Source organism: Aeromonas sp. R2-2, from assembly GCF_040908355.1.
GTDB classification, from domain to species: Bacteria; Pseudomonadota; Gammaproteobacteria; order Enterobacterales; family Aeromonadaceae; genus Aeromonas; species Aeromonas veronii.
This window is the reverse complement of sequence record NZ_JBFODQ010000070.1, coordinates 1-16,684: the sequence shown is the minus strand read 5'-3', so window position 1 is coordinate 16,684 and position 16,684 is coordinate 1. Positions and strand designations below refer to the sequence as shown.

The window sequence follows — 16,684 nt, the reverse complement described above, 5'->3', positions numbered from 1 at the left end:
AAGTCTACCCGCTTTCGGCTGCCAAACTGGTCTGCTTTCACGTAGAATGCCCGCGATTTTGTGACGCGAGCCGAGGAAAACGTGAGTCAAACATCCTTACATCATGCCCGATTGGACTGGAATGAAGCGGGAACTCCTGTCTCCAGTGACTTCGGGGATGTGTACTTTTCCAATGATAACGGTCTAAGTGAAACCCGCTACGTCTTTTTGCAGCAAAACCGGCTACCTGCGCGATTTTCGCACCACGATAGTGACAGTTTCGTGATAGGTGAAACAGGTTTCGGCACAGGCCTTAACTTTCTGGCGACAATGCAAGCCTTCCTGGAACAGGCGCCTCAATCCGGCAACGGCTCCCGTCTGCACTTCATCAGTTTCGAGAAATACCCCCTGACCCAAGACGATCTGAGCAAGGCGCTGGCCGCCTGGCCTGAACTTGGCCACTTGAGTCAGGATCTTGTCGCCCAATGGCCGCTGCCGGTTTCCGGTTGCCACCGCCTGCATTTTGCGGGTGGCCGCATTCGCCTCGATCTCTGGTTTGGCGATATCAAGGATATGCTGCCGCAGGTGCCTCATCGGGCAGAAGGTCTGGTGGATGCCTGGTATCTGGATGGTTTCTCCCCGGCCAAGAACCCGGAGATGTGGACACAGGAGCTGTTTGATGGTCTCGCTCGCCTCGCCCGTCCCGATTGCTCTATCGCCACCTTTACCTGTGCCGGTTTTGTCCGTCGCGGCCTGATTGCCGCCGGTTTTGCCATGAAGAAGGTGAAGGGCCACGGTAGCAAGCGGGAGATGCTGGTGGGGGATCGCACCGACAAGCAGCCGCAGCAGACCATCGCCCCCTGGTATGCCCGTCCTGCCGGACGCACTGGCGAGGTAGTGATCATCGGCGGCGGCATCGCCTCGGCCATGACGGCGCTCTCTCTGGTGGAGCGGGATCGCAAGGTGACATTGCTGTGTACAGATGGCGAACCGGCCACCGGCGCCTCAGGCAATCGTCAGGGGGCGCTCTATCCCCTGCTCAACGGCGAGCACGATGCCCTGTCACGCTTCTATTCGCTCGCCTTTGGCTATGCCCGCCAACGGCTGCTGGCATTGGCCGAACGCCACCCTATCGCTTTCGAATTATGCGGAGTGACCCAGCTCGGTTATGACGACAAATCGGCAGCCAAGTTGGCGAAAATGAACCAGGGCCCCTTCCCGTCCGAGCTGATGCATCCCCTCTCTACAGCAGAGGTAGAGCAGGTGGTTGGCCTGCCCTGTGGCCACAGCGGCGTCAGTTACCCACAGGGGGGCTGGCTCTGTCCGGCCGATCTCACCCGAGCCGCCCTGAAAGAGGCGCAAGCCAGCGGCCTGCTGGAGGTCGTGTTCAACACCGAGGTGGTCGCTATTACTGAACTGGCCGATGGCTGGCAAGTAGAGAGCCAGGATGGCCGCCACTGGCAGGCCCCCAATCTGGTGGTCGCCGCCGGACACCAGTTGCCAGCACTGCTCCCCTTTGCCGAGCTACCGCTCTATCCGGTGCGCGGTCAGGTGAGTCATGTGCCAACCTCAGCCAGCTTGAGTCAGCTCAACACGGTGCTCTGCTACGATGGCTACCTCACACCTATGCACAACGATCAACACTGCATCGGCGCCAGTTATGGCCGCAACCAGAGCAGCCTTGAGTTTCGAGCCGAGGAGCAAATCCAGAATCAGGTGCGGTTGCAAGCCTGCCTGCCGGAGCAAACCTGGCCCGTCGAAGTGGATGTGAGCGGCAACGAGGCGCGCGTAGGGGTGCGTTGTGCCAGTCGGGATCACCTACCGGTGGTGGGGCCAGTGCCCAGATTGCAAGGTCTGGCGGATCACTATGCGCAGTTGCAGCATGATCAGCACAACGCCCAGCAGCTCCCCCTTCACCTCGGTCTCTATGTGCTGGGTGCGCTCGGCTCTCGGGGCCTCTGCTCGGCCCCGCTCTGTGGTGAGCTGCTCGCCAGCGAGATCTGCGGCGATCCCCTGCCGCTGGCCGCCGATCTGCTGGAAGCGCTCCACCCTGCCCGTTACTGGGTACGCAAACTGCTCAAGGGCAAAGCGCTGGTCTGAACCGGACTCTGCAAACAAATAGAATGGCCGCCCATCGGGCGGCCATTCTATTTATCAAATCGTGCGATGCTGGATATTGCGTCTTGAGATAGCGCTCACTTGGGCCAGTGCACCCCAAGCTGTTCGCCGTAACCTGTCTGACGCTGGAATCCGTCGAGCCGTCCCTTGACCTTGTTCAGCTCGCCACTGCCCGCAGCCCACGCGGCATAGCGCAGAGCCTGACAATCTGCATGTCCGGGTAGCCCAGCAATAGCGCCACCCACCTGATTGGCCCCTTGCAGCACCATCTCCTTGAAGCGGGATTCGTAGTCAAACATGCTGGAGAGCAGCCGCCCCCAGCGCTGGCGGGCAGGATCGTTACTGTTCGCGCTCTGACGCCAGCGGGGCAGCAACACAGTGGCGTTGGTGGTCACAGTCACCCGGTTGAGCTGGCAGCGCCCCGGCAACTGCTCGGTATCCAGCTGCCAGTCCACCTGATAACTCGCCTTGCCGAGCACGGGCTTGCCATTCACCTTGGGAGCACTCTGGGTAATCGCCCGGGCAAGCAGCTCCGGACTGGTTGCATTGACCTCATAAAAACGGACATTGATGCGGGACTCTGGCACCACTTGCGGTCGGCTCGGCTGAGCCTGACTCATCAGGGGCAACAGCAACAACCCGACCCCCACTACTCCATAAACCTTGCTGACCATGCCAGACTACCTTCCTTGATTGCACGGGCGGAGTACCAACCTTGGTGAACCCCACCGCCACACAGATGACGGGTATAGCCTATGTGTGACGACGAGGCGGCGCAACACAATGATGCGCCCAGAAATCAGAGCACGCTCACAGGTTGCGTGAGCAGAGTATGGCACAAGGCCAAAACTGTATTTTTATTGAGCATGACGGCTGATGCGCTGCCAGTCGAGGTGATAGTTTTTCACATTGATGTCATGACCATCTATCTGAATAAAATGATCATTTTTAAGGCGGTTGGCAAAAAAGTCCTGATCTGCCCCCTCATTGAGCCACAGCTCGCAAAGTCCCCGTTTTCCCTCTTTGGCATAGAATCTCGGGGTGACCAGCAGCGCGACCCCATCTACCCGGATGGCATGACGGGCCAGGCAGTTTGCTTCGGTGGTTTTGGATGCCAGCGCGGCAAAACGGGGTCTGTTCCCCTCGGCAACCACCAGCACCCCATAAGAGTGAGGAGCCATGAGACGCCGCATGGCGACCGCCTGATGAGGACCGGTTTGATGAAAACCGTCATTGGTTACTGCAAACACGCAAGTAGGTGAAAATAGCATCGCAAGCAGGAAAAGAGAGCATTTAATGCCTGAAAAATCACCAACCACCATATAAAAGCCTTCAAAAGACAACCAAGGCTGGCAAGGGTAGGTAGCCAAACCCGCTGGGTAAAGTACCTTTACCTTTCTTTAATTCTGTTCATGGGATTAAACGTTGATTTAGCTCACACAACATCCTGTTTCCAGTCGCCACTCTACCCCTATCGGAATAGACTCCCTCCACTCTCATCCAATCAGAAGGCAACATATGCTGGAACTCATCGTTGGCACCCTGGTCACCCTGGTGGTGGGCCGTGCCATTTTCAAAGGATACTCCGCGACCGGGGTGCTGCTGAGCGGCGGCTTGCTGCTGCTGGTCATCACCGCCATGATGGGCAAGCCGGTACTGCCGAGCAAGGTGGTCAGCACCGGCTATATCGCAACCGATATCTTCGAATACGTCCGCTTCCTGCTCAATGACCGTGGCGGTGGACTGGGGATGCTGATCATGGTGCTGTGCGGCTTCGCCGGCTACATGAGCCACATCGGCGCCAACACCATTCTGGTCAAGCTGGCCAGCAAACCGCTCGGCATCATCAAGTCCCCTTATATCTTGCTGGTGGCTGCCTATCTGGTGGCCTGCGCCATGTCGCTGGCGGTGAGCTCCGCTACCGGCCTCGGCGTGCTGTTGATGGCAACCCTGTTTCCGCTGATGGTCAACATGGGGATCTCCCGTGGCGCGGCTGCAGCCGTGTGCGCCTCGCCAGCCGCCATTATTCTGGCACCGACCTCAGGGGACGTGGTGATGGCCGCCCAGGCCGCCAACATGCCGCTGCTGGACTTTGCCTTCAAGCTGACCCTGCCCATCTCGCTGGTGGCGATCGCCTGCATGGCGGTGACCCACTTCTTCTGGCAACGCTATCTTGACCAGAAATCCGGTGAGCACAACGAGCCGGTCGCCCCGGGTGATCTGGTGACGACTGCGCCTGCCTTTTACGCCATCCTGCCCTTTACCCCCATCATCGGGGTGCTGGTGTTTGACGGCAAATGGGGTCCGCAGCTGGATATCGTCACCATCATCGTCATGTGCATGGTGCTGGCCAGCCTGCTGGAACTCGTGCGTATCCGCAATGGCAAAGAGCTGCTGGACGGTCTGCAGGTCTGCTGGCGCAACATGGCTGATGCCTTTGCCGGTGTGGTCATGCTGCTGGTCGGTGCCGGCGTCTTCGCCCAGGGTCTGATGACCATCGGCTTTATCGACACCCTGCTTGCTCACGCGCAGGATCTCGGTTCGGGTGGTCTGATCATGATGCTGTCACTGGTGGTGATCACCACCCTGGCCGCCTTCACCACCGGCTCGGGCAATGCTCCCTTCTACGCTTTCGTGGAGCTGATCCCCAACCTGGCCAGCAGCCTTGGCATCAACCCGGCCTATCTGGTGATCCCAATGCTGCAAGCCTCCAACCTGGGTCGCACCATTTCTCCGGTCTCCGGGGTGGTGGTCGCCTGTGCGGGGATGGGCAAGCTCTCGCCGTTCGAGGTGGTCAAGCGCACCAGTATGCCGGTCGCCGTCGGCCTGCTGGTGGTGATCGTCGCCACCCAGATCATGGTACCCGCCTGATCGCTGACCAGCCCGGCACCCTGCCGGGCTGGTATCCTCCCCCCCCTTTGCAGTAGACTCGGTGCTCATTTTCCCCCTAAGGAGGACCGAGATGAGTATTACGGTTCAACTTGCCCATTTCAGTGATTGCCACTCCCACTTCGATGGCGCGCCCATGAGCTTCTCCCCTGTCGGTGAAGGCCAGTGGCGCACCCAGTGCGGCGGTTATGCCCGGATCCTGACCCGACTGACCCAACTGCGTGCCAAAGCCGCAGCAGCCGGCCAGCGTTTTCTATTTCTGCACGGTGGCGACTCCTTTCAGGGTTCGCTCTATTTCAACCGCTTCAAAGGGCGCGCCAACGCCGACCTGCTCGCAATGCTGGCCCCCGATGCCATGGTACTTGGCAACCACGAGTTCGATCTGGGCAACGGCCCGCTGGTGGAGTTCTTGCGCCAGCTCGATTTTCCGGTGCTGGCCGCCAATCTGGACAACAGTCAGGAGCCAGCCGACACGCCGCTGGGGCTGTGGGATATTCCCCACCTCTACGACGCCCATCAGCCCTGGCATCGCCGGGTGATCGATGGGGTTCCCTTTGCACTGCTCGGCATCACCCTCGCCCAGATGGCTGCCATCGCCAACCCGGATCCCCACACCCGTTTCCACGCGGTCGCCGACACCCTCACCAGGGTGTTGCAGGAGATCAAGCGCGAAGGGATCCAGCATATCGTGCTGCTGAGCCACCTCGGGCTGGATCAGGACAAGCTGCTGGCCGAACGCTTCCCCGAGCTCAGTCTCATCATCGGCGGCCACACCCACAGCCTGCTCGGCGATCTCGCGCCGCTGGGTCTGCCAAGCGAAGGCAGTTATCCGCTGATGAACAACGGGGTGGCTATTTTGCATGCTGGCCACAGCGCCCTCTGCCTCGGTGTCTGCGAGCTCACCTTCGATGAGGCGGGCCGCGTCGTGCAGAGTCAGGGTCAGCTGGAGTGGCTCCCCTGGCAGCCCTGGCCATTTGCCTCCACGCCACCCGCCGGGCTCACCTTCTGCGAGCCGGATCAACAGCTTGAACAACATCTGGCCAAACGCTACCGGCCGGAGATTGAAACCATGAGCCAGCGCATCGTCACCCGGCTGGCGGCGCCGTTGCCCCATCAGCGGCTGCCGGATGCCACCCTGCCCCACGGCAGCCTGCTCGCCCCGCTGGTGGCCCGCGCCATGCTGACCGCCGCCCGTGAACAGGTAGGCGAGGTGGACTTTGCCCTGCACAATGCTGGCGGCGTGCGCTGCTCGCTGGAGCCGGGCCCCCTGAGCGAAGCAGATATCGCCGGTCGCCTGCTGCCGTTTGCCATTCCTCTCACCCTCTATCGGGTGCACGGTCACGAGTTGGCGGAAGCGCTGGAGAATGCCATCGACAACGCCACCAACAACGGCGTGGTCGGCAATGGCAACGGCAGCTTCCCCTACACCGCAGGGGTGCGATTCACCTATCAGGCCGATCGGCCCAAGGGTCAGCGCATCACCCGACTGGAGTGGGAAGCCGCCCCCGGCCAGTGGCAAGCGGTCAATGCCGAACAGGTCTATCGCGGAGTATCGAGCGCCTATACCGCCTCCGGCAAGGAGGGTTACACCGCACTGGCGCGCACCCTCACCCAGCACAATCAAGAGCTCGGCATCACCTTGGCCGACGCTTTTATCCGCTGGGCCCGTCACCTGCCGACACTGGAAGCGCAACCGCCCCTGCTTGAGTACCTCAGTTGATGCAGGGGGGGATGGCTTTGCCACATCCCCCTGACGGCCAATATTGCCGCAGCCAGCGCCCGGTTCCCTGCAAGAACCGGGCTTTTTCGAGAATATTTGCCCCACACGGGCCCGCCCCATTGCATCGCACTCACTAGCTCGGCAAGATAGGCCCGCTTTCAAGACCAGCTGCAGGAACAGGCGACTTCATGAATCACTCCATCCGTTTCACTCCCCCTCGCGTCAACCCGGGTATCAAGCCAGCCATTGTGCTGCTGACCGCCTTGCTGGCGCTGCTCTTCTGTCTGCGCAACCCGCTCTTCCACGCCATGGCGCCGGGCTTTGATGCCTCGCTGTTCGCTGTGATGGGCAAGATGTGGAGCGAAGGGGGCGTGCTCTATCGCGACATGATCGACATCAAGGGGCCGATGATTTTCGCCCTCGACGCGCTGGGCTATGGAATGGGGGGATTTGTCGGGATCTGGACACTGGAGTGGGTGCTCTGCTGGCTCGGGCTGCTGGCCAGTTGGCAGGCCTTTGCTCAGCTTGGACTCTCGTTCAAGGCGCGCCTTGGCGCCATGCTGGCGGTGCTGGCTCTCTACGGCACCCGTTACTACTACGGCAACATGACTGAGGACTGGACCTTCCACCTCGCCCTCATCGCCCAGTGGGCCTTCATTACCCTGCTGCTGGACAAGGGATTTCGCTGGTGGCCGGCACTGGTGGCGGCACTCACCTTCGCCATCGTCGCCTGGATGCGCACCAACAACGGCGCCTTCTGGGGGGCCTGGTATCTGGTGCTGTTCTGCCACTGGTGTCTGCATGAGAAGTGGCGTGATGCCATCTTGCTGCTCATCTCCAGCCTGCTGGGGCTGGCGCTGATTGGCGGCCCGCTTTACGCCTACTTCCAGCAGCATGATCTGCTGGCGGCCTTCAAATACTACGCCTTCGACATCTTCTTCGAGGGAAGCTACGGCAATGGCTTCTCTCCCATGGTGGGCGCCGTCGGCCTGCTGCGTACCGGCCTTGTGATGCTGCTGCCCGCCTTTATCATTCTGATGCTGAGTCGCCGTCAGGAGTGGTATCTGCCCGCCCTGCTGGCGACCCTGTTTGGGGTGCTGTTTACCCTGATCGCCAACTCGGTCTCCGGCCATGTGTTCGATCACTATGACGTGCTCTATCTGCAACTGGCGGTGCTACCGCTGGCGGTATTGCTGGATCGCAGCGAACAGCAGGCTGATGCGATCGGCCTGCTCTGCATCTCGCTGGTGGTACTCACCGCCAGCTGGCTGCTGGCCCAGCAGCTCGCCTTTGGCTGGAGCACCAAGGAGTGGTCCCTCGAGCGGGTCAACGAGGTGCTCGGCACCAGCCTGCTGTGGGCGCTGCCGGTGCTGATCCTCATCCCCCTCTGGCGCGCCTGGGATGTGCGCAGTGCCACCCCCTGGCTGGCGACGCTGGCCATGCTGCTGCTGATGATCAACAACGCCTGGGAAGGGACCCTCAAGGGTCGCCCCTTCAATCCGGCGGCGCAGGTACGGGTCGATCGCATCAAGGCCGAGACCAGCCCGAGCGACAAGATCTGGGTCGATGGCATCCAGCCGCAATATTATCTCTGGACCGATCGCCAGCCGGCTTCCGCCTACCTCTTCTTTGCCAACGTCAATCCGCCCTATGACGTGCGTGAGCGGGTGCTGGCCGATATCCAGCGCCAGAGCCCGAAGTTCATCATCGCCAAGCCGGACCGGGTGAGCGAGGAGCTGAAAAAACCGAGCTCCCCTTCCCATCTTGCCTTCTATCAATACCTGACCAGCCACTATGAAGAGGTGGATCCGGGTCTCTATCGCCGACGCTGATCGTCAATACGCCCCGCAGGGCGGCCATTGTTGCAATGGCCGCCCTTTTTATTGCGCCAGAGCCCCTTGCAGCAGCTGCCCGCAGTAGGCAAGCCCGCCCGAGATAACTACAATGGCGCTCTTTTTGATGTAACGAGTGACACCATGGCGGAACTGACTTATCTGGGCGGCTATCCAGACCCTCTCAAGGCACAGGTACAGCAGCTGATTGCGGCAGGCAAGCTGGGGGAGATGCTGGCCAAACGCTATCCGGAAAGCCACCAGATCCAGAGCGACAAGGCGCTGCTTGCCTACACCATGGAGCTGAAGAACCGCTACCTCAAGAGCTCGGCGCCCCTGTCAAAGGTGGTGTTCGATGGCAAGATCAACGTGATCAAGGATGCCCTCGGCCTGCACACCTACGTCAGCCGGGTACAGGGCAGCAAGCTCAAGGCCAAGAACGAGATCCGCATCGCCGCCCTGTTCAAGGAGGCGCCGCCCCCGTTCCTGAAAATGATCGTGGTGCACGAGCTCGCCCATATCAAAGAGAAGGATCACAACAAGAGCTTCTACCAGCTCTGCCAGCACATGGAGCCCGACTATCATCAACTGGAGTTTGATCTCAGGCTCTGGCTCACCTGGCGAGATATCGACAAGGCCAACCGCTAGGCTGACAACCGTTTCAGGGAGGAAACATGTCATTTGCCGCATCCCCCTTTAGTGCCACGCGCTTTATTGCCACTTTGGTAATGACCAACTTGGGCTGCGTTGTCCGTCCCCACCGCGCGTTACGTGGCCTGCTGGCGCTGCTGCTTCTGCTCGCGGGCCACAGCGCCCGTGCCGATGAGCGCTGGCAGAGCGATAGCTATCTGGTCGAGAGCTTTATGGCCATCGCAATGGAGCGGGAGTATGGCGAAGCCAGGCAGACCCGTTTTGCCCGCTGGCAGCAGCCGATCCGGCTGCAACTTATCAACGAATCGGGTGACAAGCCGTTGCAGGCCGACGTGGTGAAGGTACAGGCGGCCCATCTGGCTCGCATCACCGGCCACTCCATCAGCATGGTGGCCGCAAAGCCCAACCTCACCCTGATCATGACCGACTACAGCAAGATGAAGAGCTGGGCCAACCGCACCATGGGGGGGGACCCATCGGTCAAGATGGCGCTCAAGGAGGGGCTCTGCCTTGCCAACTTCGCAACCAATGCGAAACACGAGATCAGCCGTGCCACCATCATCATTCCGGTAGACTACAGCCGGGCCAAGGGGCGTTTTCTCGACTGTGTAGTGGAGGAGTTCACCCAGGTGATGGGGCTGCCCAACGACTCGGACAAGGTGTTTCCCTCCATCTTCAATGACAACAGCATCGACAGCTTTTTGACCGGGCTGGACTATGTGCTGCTAAAGATGGCCTATCACCCGGCCCTCAAAGCCGGAATGAGCAGTGACGAGATCCGCGCCGCACTGCCCATTGCGCTGGCCGACCTGCGTGCCAAAGGGGAGATCCGCGAAGCCAATCGCCGGGTGCAGCAGCAGAGCCTGAAAAGCTGGGCGGGGTTGTAACGGGCCTGGCTCACCCCAGAGCCAGACAAGCCACCGCGAACCTCTCACCACCCACAAAAAACGCAGCCACTTGGCTGCGTTTTTTGTTGTCCGGGGCTCTGCGAATCGTTAGCGGGCATGCCCGTTTATCAGCTACCCATTTATCCACCGCCCAGAATTATCCACTGACCATGGGGATCAGGAGGCGACGTTCTCTTCCGGCATCCAGCTGTCGGCGTTCTCCCACACCTCCTGCACCATGGCTTCGGCCAGCTCTTTGTCTTCCTTGCTGGCACGGCTGACGGTCAGGGCCATGGCACTGCCCGGCGCGACCCGCACATGGATGTCGGGGAATTTTTCGCCAAGCTGCTTGAGCAGCTCCTGACGCAGCGCCTCCATGGTCGAGGTCGGGATCTGATGTTTTCTGTCGATGATGATTTCAAGACGCATAGGAAACTTCTCCATGATTTATAACTGTATTTTTATCCAGTATTCATGGGAAGTAAAGTGCCAACTTGCACCAATCAGAAAAGATCCAGCTGCTGGCCGCAGATCCGGTCGAACGACTCGCCGATAAAGGGCAGGATGGCGTCGGCAATGGGTCGCAACTGCTTGTCGATATAGTGTTCGTAATCGATGGCACTGCGCCGGTACTCCAGCGGCTCGGGGCCATTGAGGGTCATCAGATAGGCGATGGCGCCCCGATGCTGATAGCGCTGGGGCAGACCGCGGCGCAGGTTCTCCTCATCGGCCAGCCGCGCTGCCCGCACATGGGGCGGTACATTCTTCTGATACTCCTCGAGCTTCTGGCGCAGCCGTTTGCGGTAGATAAGCAGATCGTCGTGACGACCGGCACGAGTCTCATCCACCATGGTGCGCACATAGCCGCTGGGATCTTCATCGTGAAACACCAGTTCATAGAGGCGGGTCTGAAACTGCTTGGCCAGCATGGTCCAGTCGGTGCGCACCGATTCGAGCCCCTTGAACACCAGCTGTTCACTCCCCTCGCTGGCCTTGCCAACCAGCCCCGCATAGCGCTTCTTGCTGCCCTTCTCCAACCCGCGGATGGTGGGCATCAGAAAGCGGCGATAGTGAGTCTCGTACTGGATCTCCAGATAACTCGGCAGGTCGAACTCGCGCCTGATCAGTGCAGCCCAGTTATCGTTGATCATTTGAGCCAGTCGCTGGCCGATCTCGTCCGCCTCATCGGGGCTGGTCTCGCGCCCCAGATGGACAAAGGTGGAATCGGTGTCACCATAGATCACCTCGAACCCCTTCGCCTCAATCCACTCGCGGGTCTGCTGCATGATGCTGTGGCCACGCAGGGTAATGGACGAGGCTAGGCGCGGATCATAGAAACGGCAACCCCCCGAACCCAGCACGCCGTAGAAGGAGTTCATGATGATCTTGATGGCCTGGGAGAGCGCCTTGTTGCTGGCCGCCTTGGCTCTGTCCCTCGCCGCCCACAGGGTGGCGATGAGATCCGGCAAGAAGTGGCGGGTTCGGGAGAACATAGCGCCGCGAAAGCCGGGAATGGCGTGGTCGGGGTGTTGCAACCCCTCGATAAGTCCCATGGGGTCGATGCAGAAGGTGCGGATGATACTGGGATAGAGGCTCTTGAAATCGAGCACCAGCACGTGACGATAGAGACCGGGTTTGGAGTCCATCACATAGCCGCCGGGGCTCGCCAGCCCACCATCGGCTGGCAAATTGGGGGCCACGTAGCCGCCACGATGGAGCCGCGGCAGATAGAGGTTGGTAAAGGCCGCCACCGAGCCCCCTACCCTGTCCAGCTCAAGACCGGTGAGGGAGGCACGCTCGATGGCAAAAGGGACAAGGTGGCAGTAGTCGAAGATCTCCCACACCAGCTTGCAATCTTCCAGGTTGTAGCGGGCGAGCGCCTCCTTGTCGGAATGGAACAGCTCGGTGATCTTCTCCCCCCGATTGGCCACATCCTCGATATCCTTGCCACGGCCAAGCAGTTCGCTCGCCACCGCATCCAGGCTGTAGCTGGCAAACTGCCAGGTGGCGCTTTTCAGGGTATCGATGCCATCGAGCACCATGCGCCCGGGGATAATGACGTTGCCGGTTTGGGGATCGCCCCGTGACGAGCGCCAGAAGCAGAGCTCGCGCCCCCGCCCGAGCCGCAGCCGCCGCTTGTTAAGCTCGGCGCGGCGTAGCAGCAGGCGAAAATCGAAGTTGACCACGTTCCAGCCGATGACCAGATCGGGGTCATGCAGGCTGAACCAGCTCTCCAGCGCACTCAGCAGGGCGCTCTCGTCCGCCACCCATTCGACCTGGGTACCCCAGCTCTCGGCATCCGCCTCCGGGGTGCCGATCATGATGACCCGCGCATCCTGCTCGCTGTAAAGACCGACCGAGAAGAGGGCCCCGTCCATGGCGCACTCCACGTCGAGCGACACCCAGGAGAGGGTCGGCGTCACCGCCTGCGGCGCGCAGCGCGCCTCGTTCACCTCCCAGTAGCCCTGCTTGCCCCCCTTTTTTACCGCCCGGCCATCGAAGCGCACACCAGCGGTGATGAAGCGCTCCATCAGGAAGCGCTCCGGCAGCCGGATATCCGCCTCGAAGTGCTCCAGCCCGCGAATAAGCAGCAGCTCGATGGCACGGTGAAAGGCACTCAGGGTAGCGAAATAGCAGCCCACCACAGGGCGGCCATCGAAAGTGTGCATCGGCAGGCGGCGAAACCGCCCGCTCACCCCGGCCCCCTTGAACAGCTCGGCAGCTTCTGCCATATGGCTCTGCGGCAAAAAGAACACCGGCTCCTGCCCCGGCACCACCACCCGCACCGGCCCCTGCGCGCTCCAGAGCCACATCACGATTTCGGTGGTTGCAGGCTGCCCGTTGCGACCGCGCACGTCCCGACCGTGGCGGGTCAGGATAAAACCGTCGAGGGGCGGAGTGGCGGGTACGGTGGGCTGGGTTGCAGTCATGAAGCGTAAAGGGGCTGTCCGAGAATGGGACCATTGTACGTTCATACAGTACCTGCTCGCAATCGTCACGCAGGCTGCGAGGCGGGAGTCAAACTGGTAAGCTCGATCCGGTCGTTATTCCCGCCCATCCCGTTCTGACCACTCTTCGCCGACGAAAGGAGTCTTTGTGGCAATCTATTCCCTGCTGGATCAGCTGGCTATCCCCTACCAGCGCTTTGACCATCCTCCGGTGTTTACCTGTGAGGAAGCGAGCAAGCTGCTGCCCGACCTGCCCGCCGCCAAGACCAAGAACCTCTTTTTGCGCGACCCGAAAAGCGAGCGGCTGTTTCTGGTGGTGGGTCCGGAGGAGCACCGGGTCGACCTCAAGGCGCTGGCAGCCATGCTCGGGGTCAAACGGCTGAGCTTTGGCTCCCCCGAGCGGCTCGATGCGGTGCTCGGCCTTACCCCGGGTTCGGTCACCCTGCTCGCCATGGTGCGCGACAGGGAAAAAGCGGTAGAGCTGGTGGTGGACGAGGCCATCTGGCAGGCCGAACAGGTGCAGTGCCATCCGCTGGTCAACACCGCGACTCTGATCATCCGCCTCGACGACGTGCGCCGTCTGCTGACCCATCTGGACAAGGAGGCCATCGTAATGCGCTTGCCTGCTGCAACCTGCGATTAGCACAACGTCTGGCGGTTGGGTTCACCCTGCCGCCAACACAACCACCTTTCACGCAGCGAAATTGACTGACAAGACAATAAAATGCCCTCTTGCGCTCTGATAAATCGAGTCAGCAATTGCCATCGTGCAAGAAGTCGGAGGTGAGCACATTCGGCCATTTAACCAATTGATAATAGGCTGGATTCATGTTGTGATCGGCCACTGCCAGCGGGCGATACCCCATCGCCTGTTCGTTCACAGGTGACTTCCCAGAGAGCCCCTTGATGCCAAGTCTGTTTTCCTCAGCCCAGTTGTTGAGTCTGGTGCTGTTCGTCACGCTGTCACATGTGGGGGTCGCCACCATTTTCGCCGCCATGTGGCACACCCATCGCCAGATCAGGGCATTGATCTACTGGTCAGCGGGGGAACTGGTTATCGCGGGGGCTTTTTGCTGCCTGCTGCTGCGCCCCCTTGAGGGAAATGCATCCCTTGCCAATATTCTCTGCACCAACCTGCTGTTGATGTCGACCACCCTGCTCTATGAACGGGGGATGCGCCACTTCTTTCGCCGTGAAGCCGACCAACTGGGCTGGCTGCTGCCCGCCGTTACCCTCGGTGGTTTCGTTTTGTTTGCCCTGACCGCGCTGCAGCAACCCCTCTTTGATGTGCATAGCCGGATCATCGTGCTCTCCGGCGTGCTCTCGCTGCAGATTGCGCTGCTTATCTGGCAGCTCTGGCGCTACCAACGGCTGGCCCCCGTCTATCGGGTGCTGCGCTTTGCCATTCTGCTGCTCGGCCTGCAACTGCTGTTGCAACTACTGCGGATCGCCAAACACCTCTGGCAGCCGGAGCAGGCGGCCAACTCCTTCACCGATCCGCTGCTCGGGCCTGTGATCCTGCTCAGCCTGCTCTTTACCATCGCCCGCAGTTATCTGCTGCTGAGCCTGGTCCACACTCGCCAGCAGCAAGCCTTGCTGGCCACCCAGCGCAAGCTGGAGCGGCGCGCCAATCAGGACGAGCTGACCGGCCTGTTCAGCCGCCACTATTTCGAGCGCCAGGTGGCCCTGCGTGCCCGCGAGGTGAGGAGTCCCAGCCAGCTGCTGCTGATCGATCTGGATAACTTCAAGCAGATCAACGACCGCCACGGCCACCCCGTCGGTGATGCCATGCTGCGGGCCGTGGGTCGGGTGATCACCAATACCCTGCCTTCTGAGGGCATGGCCGGTCGGCTTGGTGGCGATGAGCTGGCCCTGCTGCTGATGGCTGACCCGCAGACCCTGCCAGACTACTGCCACGCCTTGCAGCAACAGATCGCCGAGGCGACCCGGGGGCTGGCCGGTGGCCCCATCAGCCTCAGCATCGGCCTCACCTCGCTGCACCCTGACGAGGGGTTTGAAGCGGCCTACCTGCGCGCGGATCAGGCTCTTTACGCCGCCAAACAGGCTGGAAGGCAACGGGCCTGCGTGCAGGAGCTCCACCACAACGAGCCGCAACCGCTGCCGCCCTGCGCGCTCCTGTCATGAGCGCAGTGCTCGCTCTGCAGTGCCGACCGGCCAGGCTGGCAGATGCTCCGGCTTACCGTCGCTATGTCACCGAATGCGCCGAGGACGGACAGCCGCTCTATCAGGTGGCGCAATTTGACCCGGACGGCTGGCTGCAGAGCCTGCTGGATCACGCAGAAGGGCGCAACTTGCCCAGTGGATACCTGCCGACCACCACCTATTTTGCCCTCGATGCCGGAGAGATCCTCGCCACCTTGCGCCTGCGCCACGGTGACAATGAGGCCAGCCAACAGTGGCTGGGCCACATCGGTTACGAAACCCGCCCCTCTCGCCGTGGCGAAGGGGCCGCGACCGTGCTGCTGCGCTGGGTGCAACAACAGGTGCTGGCAGCGCCGGTGCTGATCAGCTGCGGCGAAGATAATCTGGCTTCCCGCAAGGTCATTACGGCAGCCGGTGGCGTGTTGCTGGGGCGGCACTTCCATCCAGGGGATCGCAACTGGCTGGAGATGTATCAGCTAGCCCCCTGCCCCAGCCGACCATAGCCGCAGCAGTAATAATAAAAAGAGCGCCCCGAAGACTAATGCCGATCAGTTAAGGATCCATTGACCGATCCTTCTGCTGTGTGAAAATCCGAAACCTGTTGATTGGTTTCGGATTTTTTATGCGTATCGACCAGGCTCTCGATTTCCTGCACGCCAGTAATGCCGCTCAGTTTGAGTCACTCTCCTACCTCATTCCCAACGAGCTCATCACCACTCTGCTCGCCGAAGAGGATGTCGCGACCCTGCGTCGCTGCCGTATGCCCATGGAGCGCCTGGTCTGGGCCATCATCGGCATGGCTATCTTCCGCCATGTCCCCATGACCCAGCTGGTCAATCAGCTCGATATCCTGTTGCCCGGCGACCGTCCCTTCGTTGCCCCCAGCGCCTTCCTGCAAGCTCGCCAAAAATTAGGGGACAAGAGCATCGAACGGCTGTTTCACGAGACCGCCTATCTCTGGCACCAGCAGGCCAATCATCCCGGTTGGGCCGGGCTGCAACTGCTCGCCGTCGATGGCGTGATGTGGCGCCCCCCCGATACCCCGGACAATGCCGCCGAGTTTGCCAAGCCCGGCACGCAGCATGGCGAGACCACCTATCCGCAGGTGCGCATGCTCTGTCAGATGGAGCTGACCAGTCACCGACTTGTGCAGGCCGTCATGGAGAGCTGCGCCGTCAACGAGATGGTGTTGGCCGAACAGCTTGTCGCACGCACGCCGGACCACTCGCTGACCCTGTTCGACAAGGGGTTCTATTCACTTGGCCTGCTCCACGCCTGGCAAACCACCGGCTGCGAGCGGCACTGGTTGCTGCCGCTCAAAAAGGGCACCCAATACGAGGTGGTGCGCAAACTGGGGCGCCAGGATGCACTGGTCTTGCTGAACACCAGCCCACAGGCGAGGAAGAAGTGGCCGCACCTGCCGGACACAGTGGAAGCCCGCTTGCTGACTCGACACATCAATGGCAAGGAGCGGCAAGTGCTGACCTCAATGGTCGA

The 16,684-nt window shown here is 60.9% G+C and carries 14 protein-coding genes; 10 read left to right on the top strand and 4 right to left on the bottom strand.

Annotated elements, in window-relative coordinates; all coding sequences use genetic code 11:
- Positions 1–60: 60 nt before the first annotated feature.
- The gene (gene mnmC / locus AB5Z09_RS14425; RefSeq protein WP_368195549.1) at positions 61–2,079 is read left to right on the top strand and encodes a bifunctional tRNA (5-methylaminomethyl-2-thiouridine)(34)-methyltransferase MnmD/FAD-dependent 5-carboxymethylaminomethyl-2-thiouridine(34) oxidoreductase MnmC; all 2,019 of its coding nucleotides are present in this window, start codon (positions 61–63) and stop codon (positions 2,077–2,079) included.
- Between the two features lie 95 nt (positions 2,080–2,174).
- Here mnmC and AB5Z09_RS14420 read toward each other — a convergent pair whose 3' ends face one another.
- On the bottom strand, positions 2,175–2,771 hold the full coding sequence (locus tag AB5Z09_RS14420) for a DUF922 domain-containing protein (RefSeq protein WP_368195548.1): 597 nt from the start codon (positions 2,769–2,771) through the stop codon (positions 2,175–2,177).
- Positions 2,772–2,954: 183 nt separating this feature from the next.
- Complete coding sequence (locus AB5Z09_RS14415) at positions 2,955–3,467, bottom strand: hypothetical protein (RefSeq protein ID WP_368195547.1); 513 nt, start codon at positions 3,465–3,467, stop codon at positions 2,955–2,957.
- Between the two features lie 148 nt (positions 3,468–3,615).
- Here AB5Z09_RS14415 and dcuC point away from each other — a divergent pair, with 148 nt between their 5' ends.
- The 5 genes from dcuC to AB5Z09_RS14390 all read left to right on the top strand — a co-directional run bounded on the left by dcuC (position 3,616) and on the right by AB5Z09_RS14390 (position 10,076).
- Positions 3,616–4,968 (top strand): anaerobic C4-dicarboxylate transporter DcuC, encoded by a 1,353-nt coding sequence (gene dcuC / locus AB5Z09_RS14410; RefSeq protein WP_005336914.1) that lies wholly within the window; start codon positions 3,616–3,618, stop codon positions 4,966–4,968.
- Between the two features lie 91 nt (positions 4,969–5,059).
- Positions 5,060–6,706, top strand: coding sequence for a bifunctional UDP-sugar hydrolase/5'-nucleotidase (locus AB5Z09_RS14405; protein ID WP_368195546.1), 1,647 nt, complete (start codon positions 5,060–5,062; stop codon positions 6,704–6,706).
- A 188-nt stretch (positions 6,707–6,894) separates the two neighbouring features.
- The gene (locus AB5Z09_RS14400) at positions 6,895–8,538 is read left to right on the top strand and encodes a hypothetical protein (RefSeq protein WP_368195545.1); all 1,644 of its coding nucleotides are present in this window, start codon (positions 6,895–6,897) and stop codon (positions 8,536–8,538) included.
- A gap of 144 nt (positions 8,539–8,682) precedes the next feature.
- A complete protein-coding gene (locus AB5Z09_RS14395; RefSeq protein ID WP_005333421.1) occupies positions 8,683–9,186 on the top strand; it encodes a M48 family metallopeptidase in 504 nt (167 codons plus the stop codon).
- A gap of 26 nt (positions 9,187–9,212) precedes the next feature.
- Complete coding sequence (locus tag AB5Z09_RS14390; RefSeq protein ID WP_368195544.1) at positions 9,213–10,076, top strand: DUF2927 domain-containing protein; 864 nt, start codon at positions 9,213–9,215, stop codon at positions 10,074–10,076.
- 177 nt (positions 10,077–10,253) lie between these two features.
- Here the strand turns inward: AB5Z09_RS14390 and AB5Z09_RS14385 are convergent, their stop codons facing one another.
- Positions 10,254–10,505 carry a DinI family protein gene (locus AB5Z09_RS14385; RefSeq protein ID WP_005352362.1) on the bottom strand — a complete coding sequence of 84 codons (252 nt, stop codon included), beginning with the start codon at positions 10,503–10,505 and terminating at the stop codon, positions 10,254–10,256.
- A gap of 74 nt (positions 10,506–10,579) precedes the next feature.
- Entirely contained in the window at positions 10,580–13,006 is a 2,427-nt protein-coding gene (locus tag AB5Z09_RS14380; RefSeq protein WP_368195543.1) for a DNA polymerase II, read from the bottom strand.
- A 166-nt stretch (positions 13,007–13,172) separates the two neighbouring features.
- Between AB5Z09_RS14380 and AB5Z09_RS14375 the strand changes: the two genes are divergently transcribed.
- The 4 genes from AB5Z09_RS14375 to AB5Z09_RS14360 all read left to right on the top strand — a co-directional run.
- On the top strand, positions 13,173–13,667 hold the full coding sequence (locus AB5Z09_RS14375) for a prolyl-tRNA synthetase associated domain-containing protein (RefSeq protein ID WP_139430185.1): 495 nt from the start codon (positions 13,173–13,175) through the stop codon (positions 13,665–13,667).
- A 263-nt stretch (positions 13,668–13,930) separates the two neighbouring features.
- Positions 13,931–15,169 carry a GGDEF domain-containing protein gene (locus AB5Z09_RS14370; protein ID WP_368195542.1) on the top strand — a complete coding sequence of 413 codons (1,239 nt, stop codon included), beginning with the start codon at positions 13,931–13,933 and terminating at the stop codon, positions 15,167–15,169.
- The gene (locus AB5Z09_RS14365; protein WP_368195541.1) at positions 15,166–15,690 is read left to right on the top strand and encodes a GNAT family N-acetyltransferase; all 525 of its coding nucleotides are present in this window, start codon (positions 15,166–15,168) and stop codon (positions 15,688–15,690) included. Before AB5Z09_RS14370 ends, AB5Z09_RS14365 begins: the two co-directional genes overlap by 4 nt.
- Before the next feature lie 119 nt (positions 15,691–15,809).
- On the top strand, positions 15,810–16,684 hold an 875-nt coding region (locus AB5Z09_RS14360), incomplete at its 3' end, for an IS4 family transposase (protein ID WP_368195540.1).

Bases quoted from the DNA above. Each gene is read 5' to 3' on its own strand.
- AB5Z09_RS14420 (WP_368195548.1), bottom strand. From the start codon at position 2,771: ATGGTCAGCAAGGTTTATGGAGTAGTGGGGGTCGGGTTGTTGCTGTTG.
- dcuC (WP_005336914.1), top strand. From the start codon at position 3,616: ATGCTGGAACTCATCGTTGGCACCCTGGTCACCCTGGTGGTGGGCCGT.
- AB5Z09_RS14405 (WP_368195546.1), top strand. From the start codon at position 5,060: ATGAGTATTACGGTTCAACTTGCCCATTTCAGTGATTGCCACTCCCAC.
- AB5Z09_RS14400 (WP_368195545.1), top strand. From the start codon at position 6,895: ATGAATCACTCCATCCGTTTCACTCCCCCTCGCGTCAACCCGGGTATC.
- AB5Z09_RS14395 (WP_005333421.1), top strand. From the start codon at position 8,683: ATGGCGGAACTGACTTATCTGGGCGGCTATCCAGACCCTCTCAAGGCA.
- AB5Z09_RS14390 (WP_368195544.1), top strand. From the start codon at position 9,213: ATGTCATTTGCCGCATCCCCCTTTAGTGCCACGCGCTTTATTGCCACT.
- AB5Z09_RS14385 (WP_005352362.1), bottom strand. From the start codon at position 10,505: ATGCGTCTTGAAATCATCATCGACAGAAAACATCAGATCCCGACCTCG.
- AB5Z09_RS14380 (WP_368195543.1), bottom strand. From the start codon at position 13,006: ATGACTGCAACCCAGCCCACCGTACCCGCCACTCCGCCCCTCGACGGT.
- AB5Z09_RS14370 (WP_368195542.1), top strand. From the start codon at position 13,931: ATGCCAAGTCTGTTTTCCTCAGCCCAGTTGTTGAGTCTGGTGCTGTTC.
- AB5Z09_RS14365 (WP_368195541.1), top strand. From the start codon at position 15,166: ATGAGCGCAGTGCTCGCTCTGCAGTGCCGACCGGCCAGGCTGGCAGAT.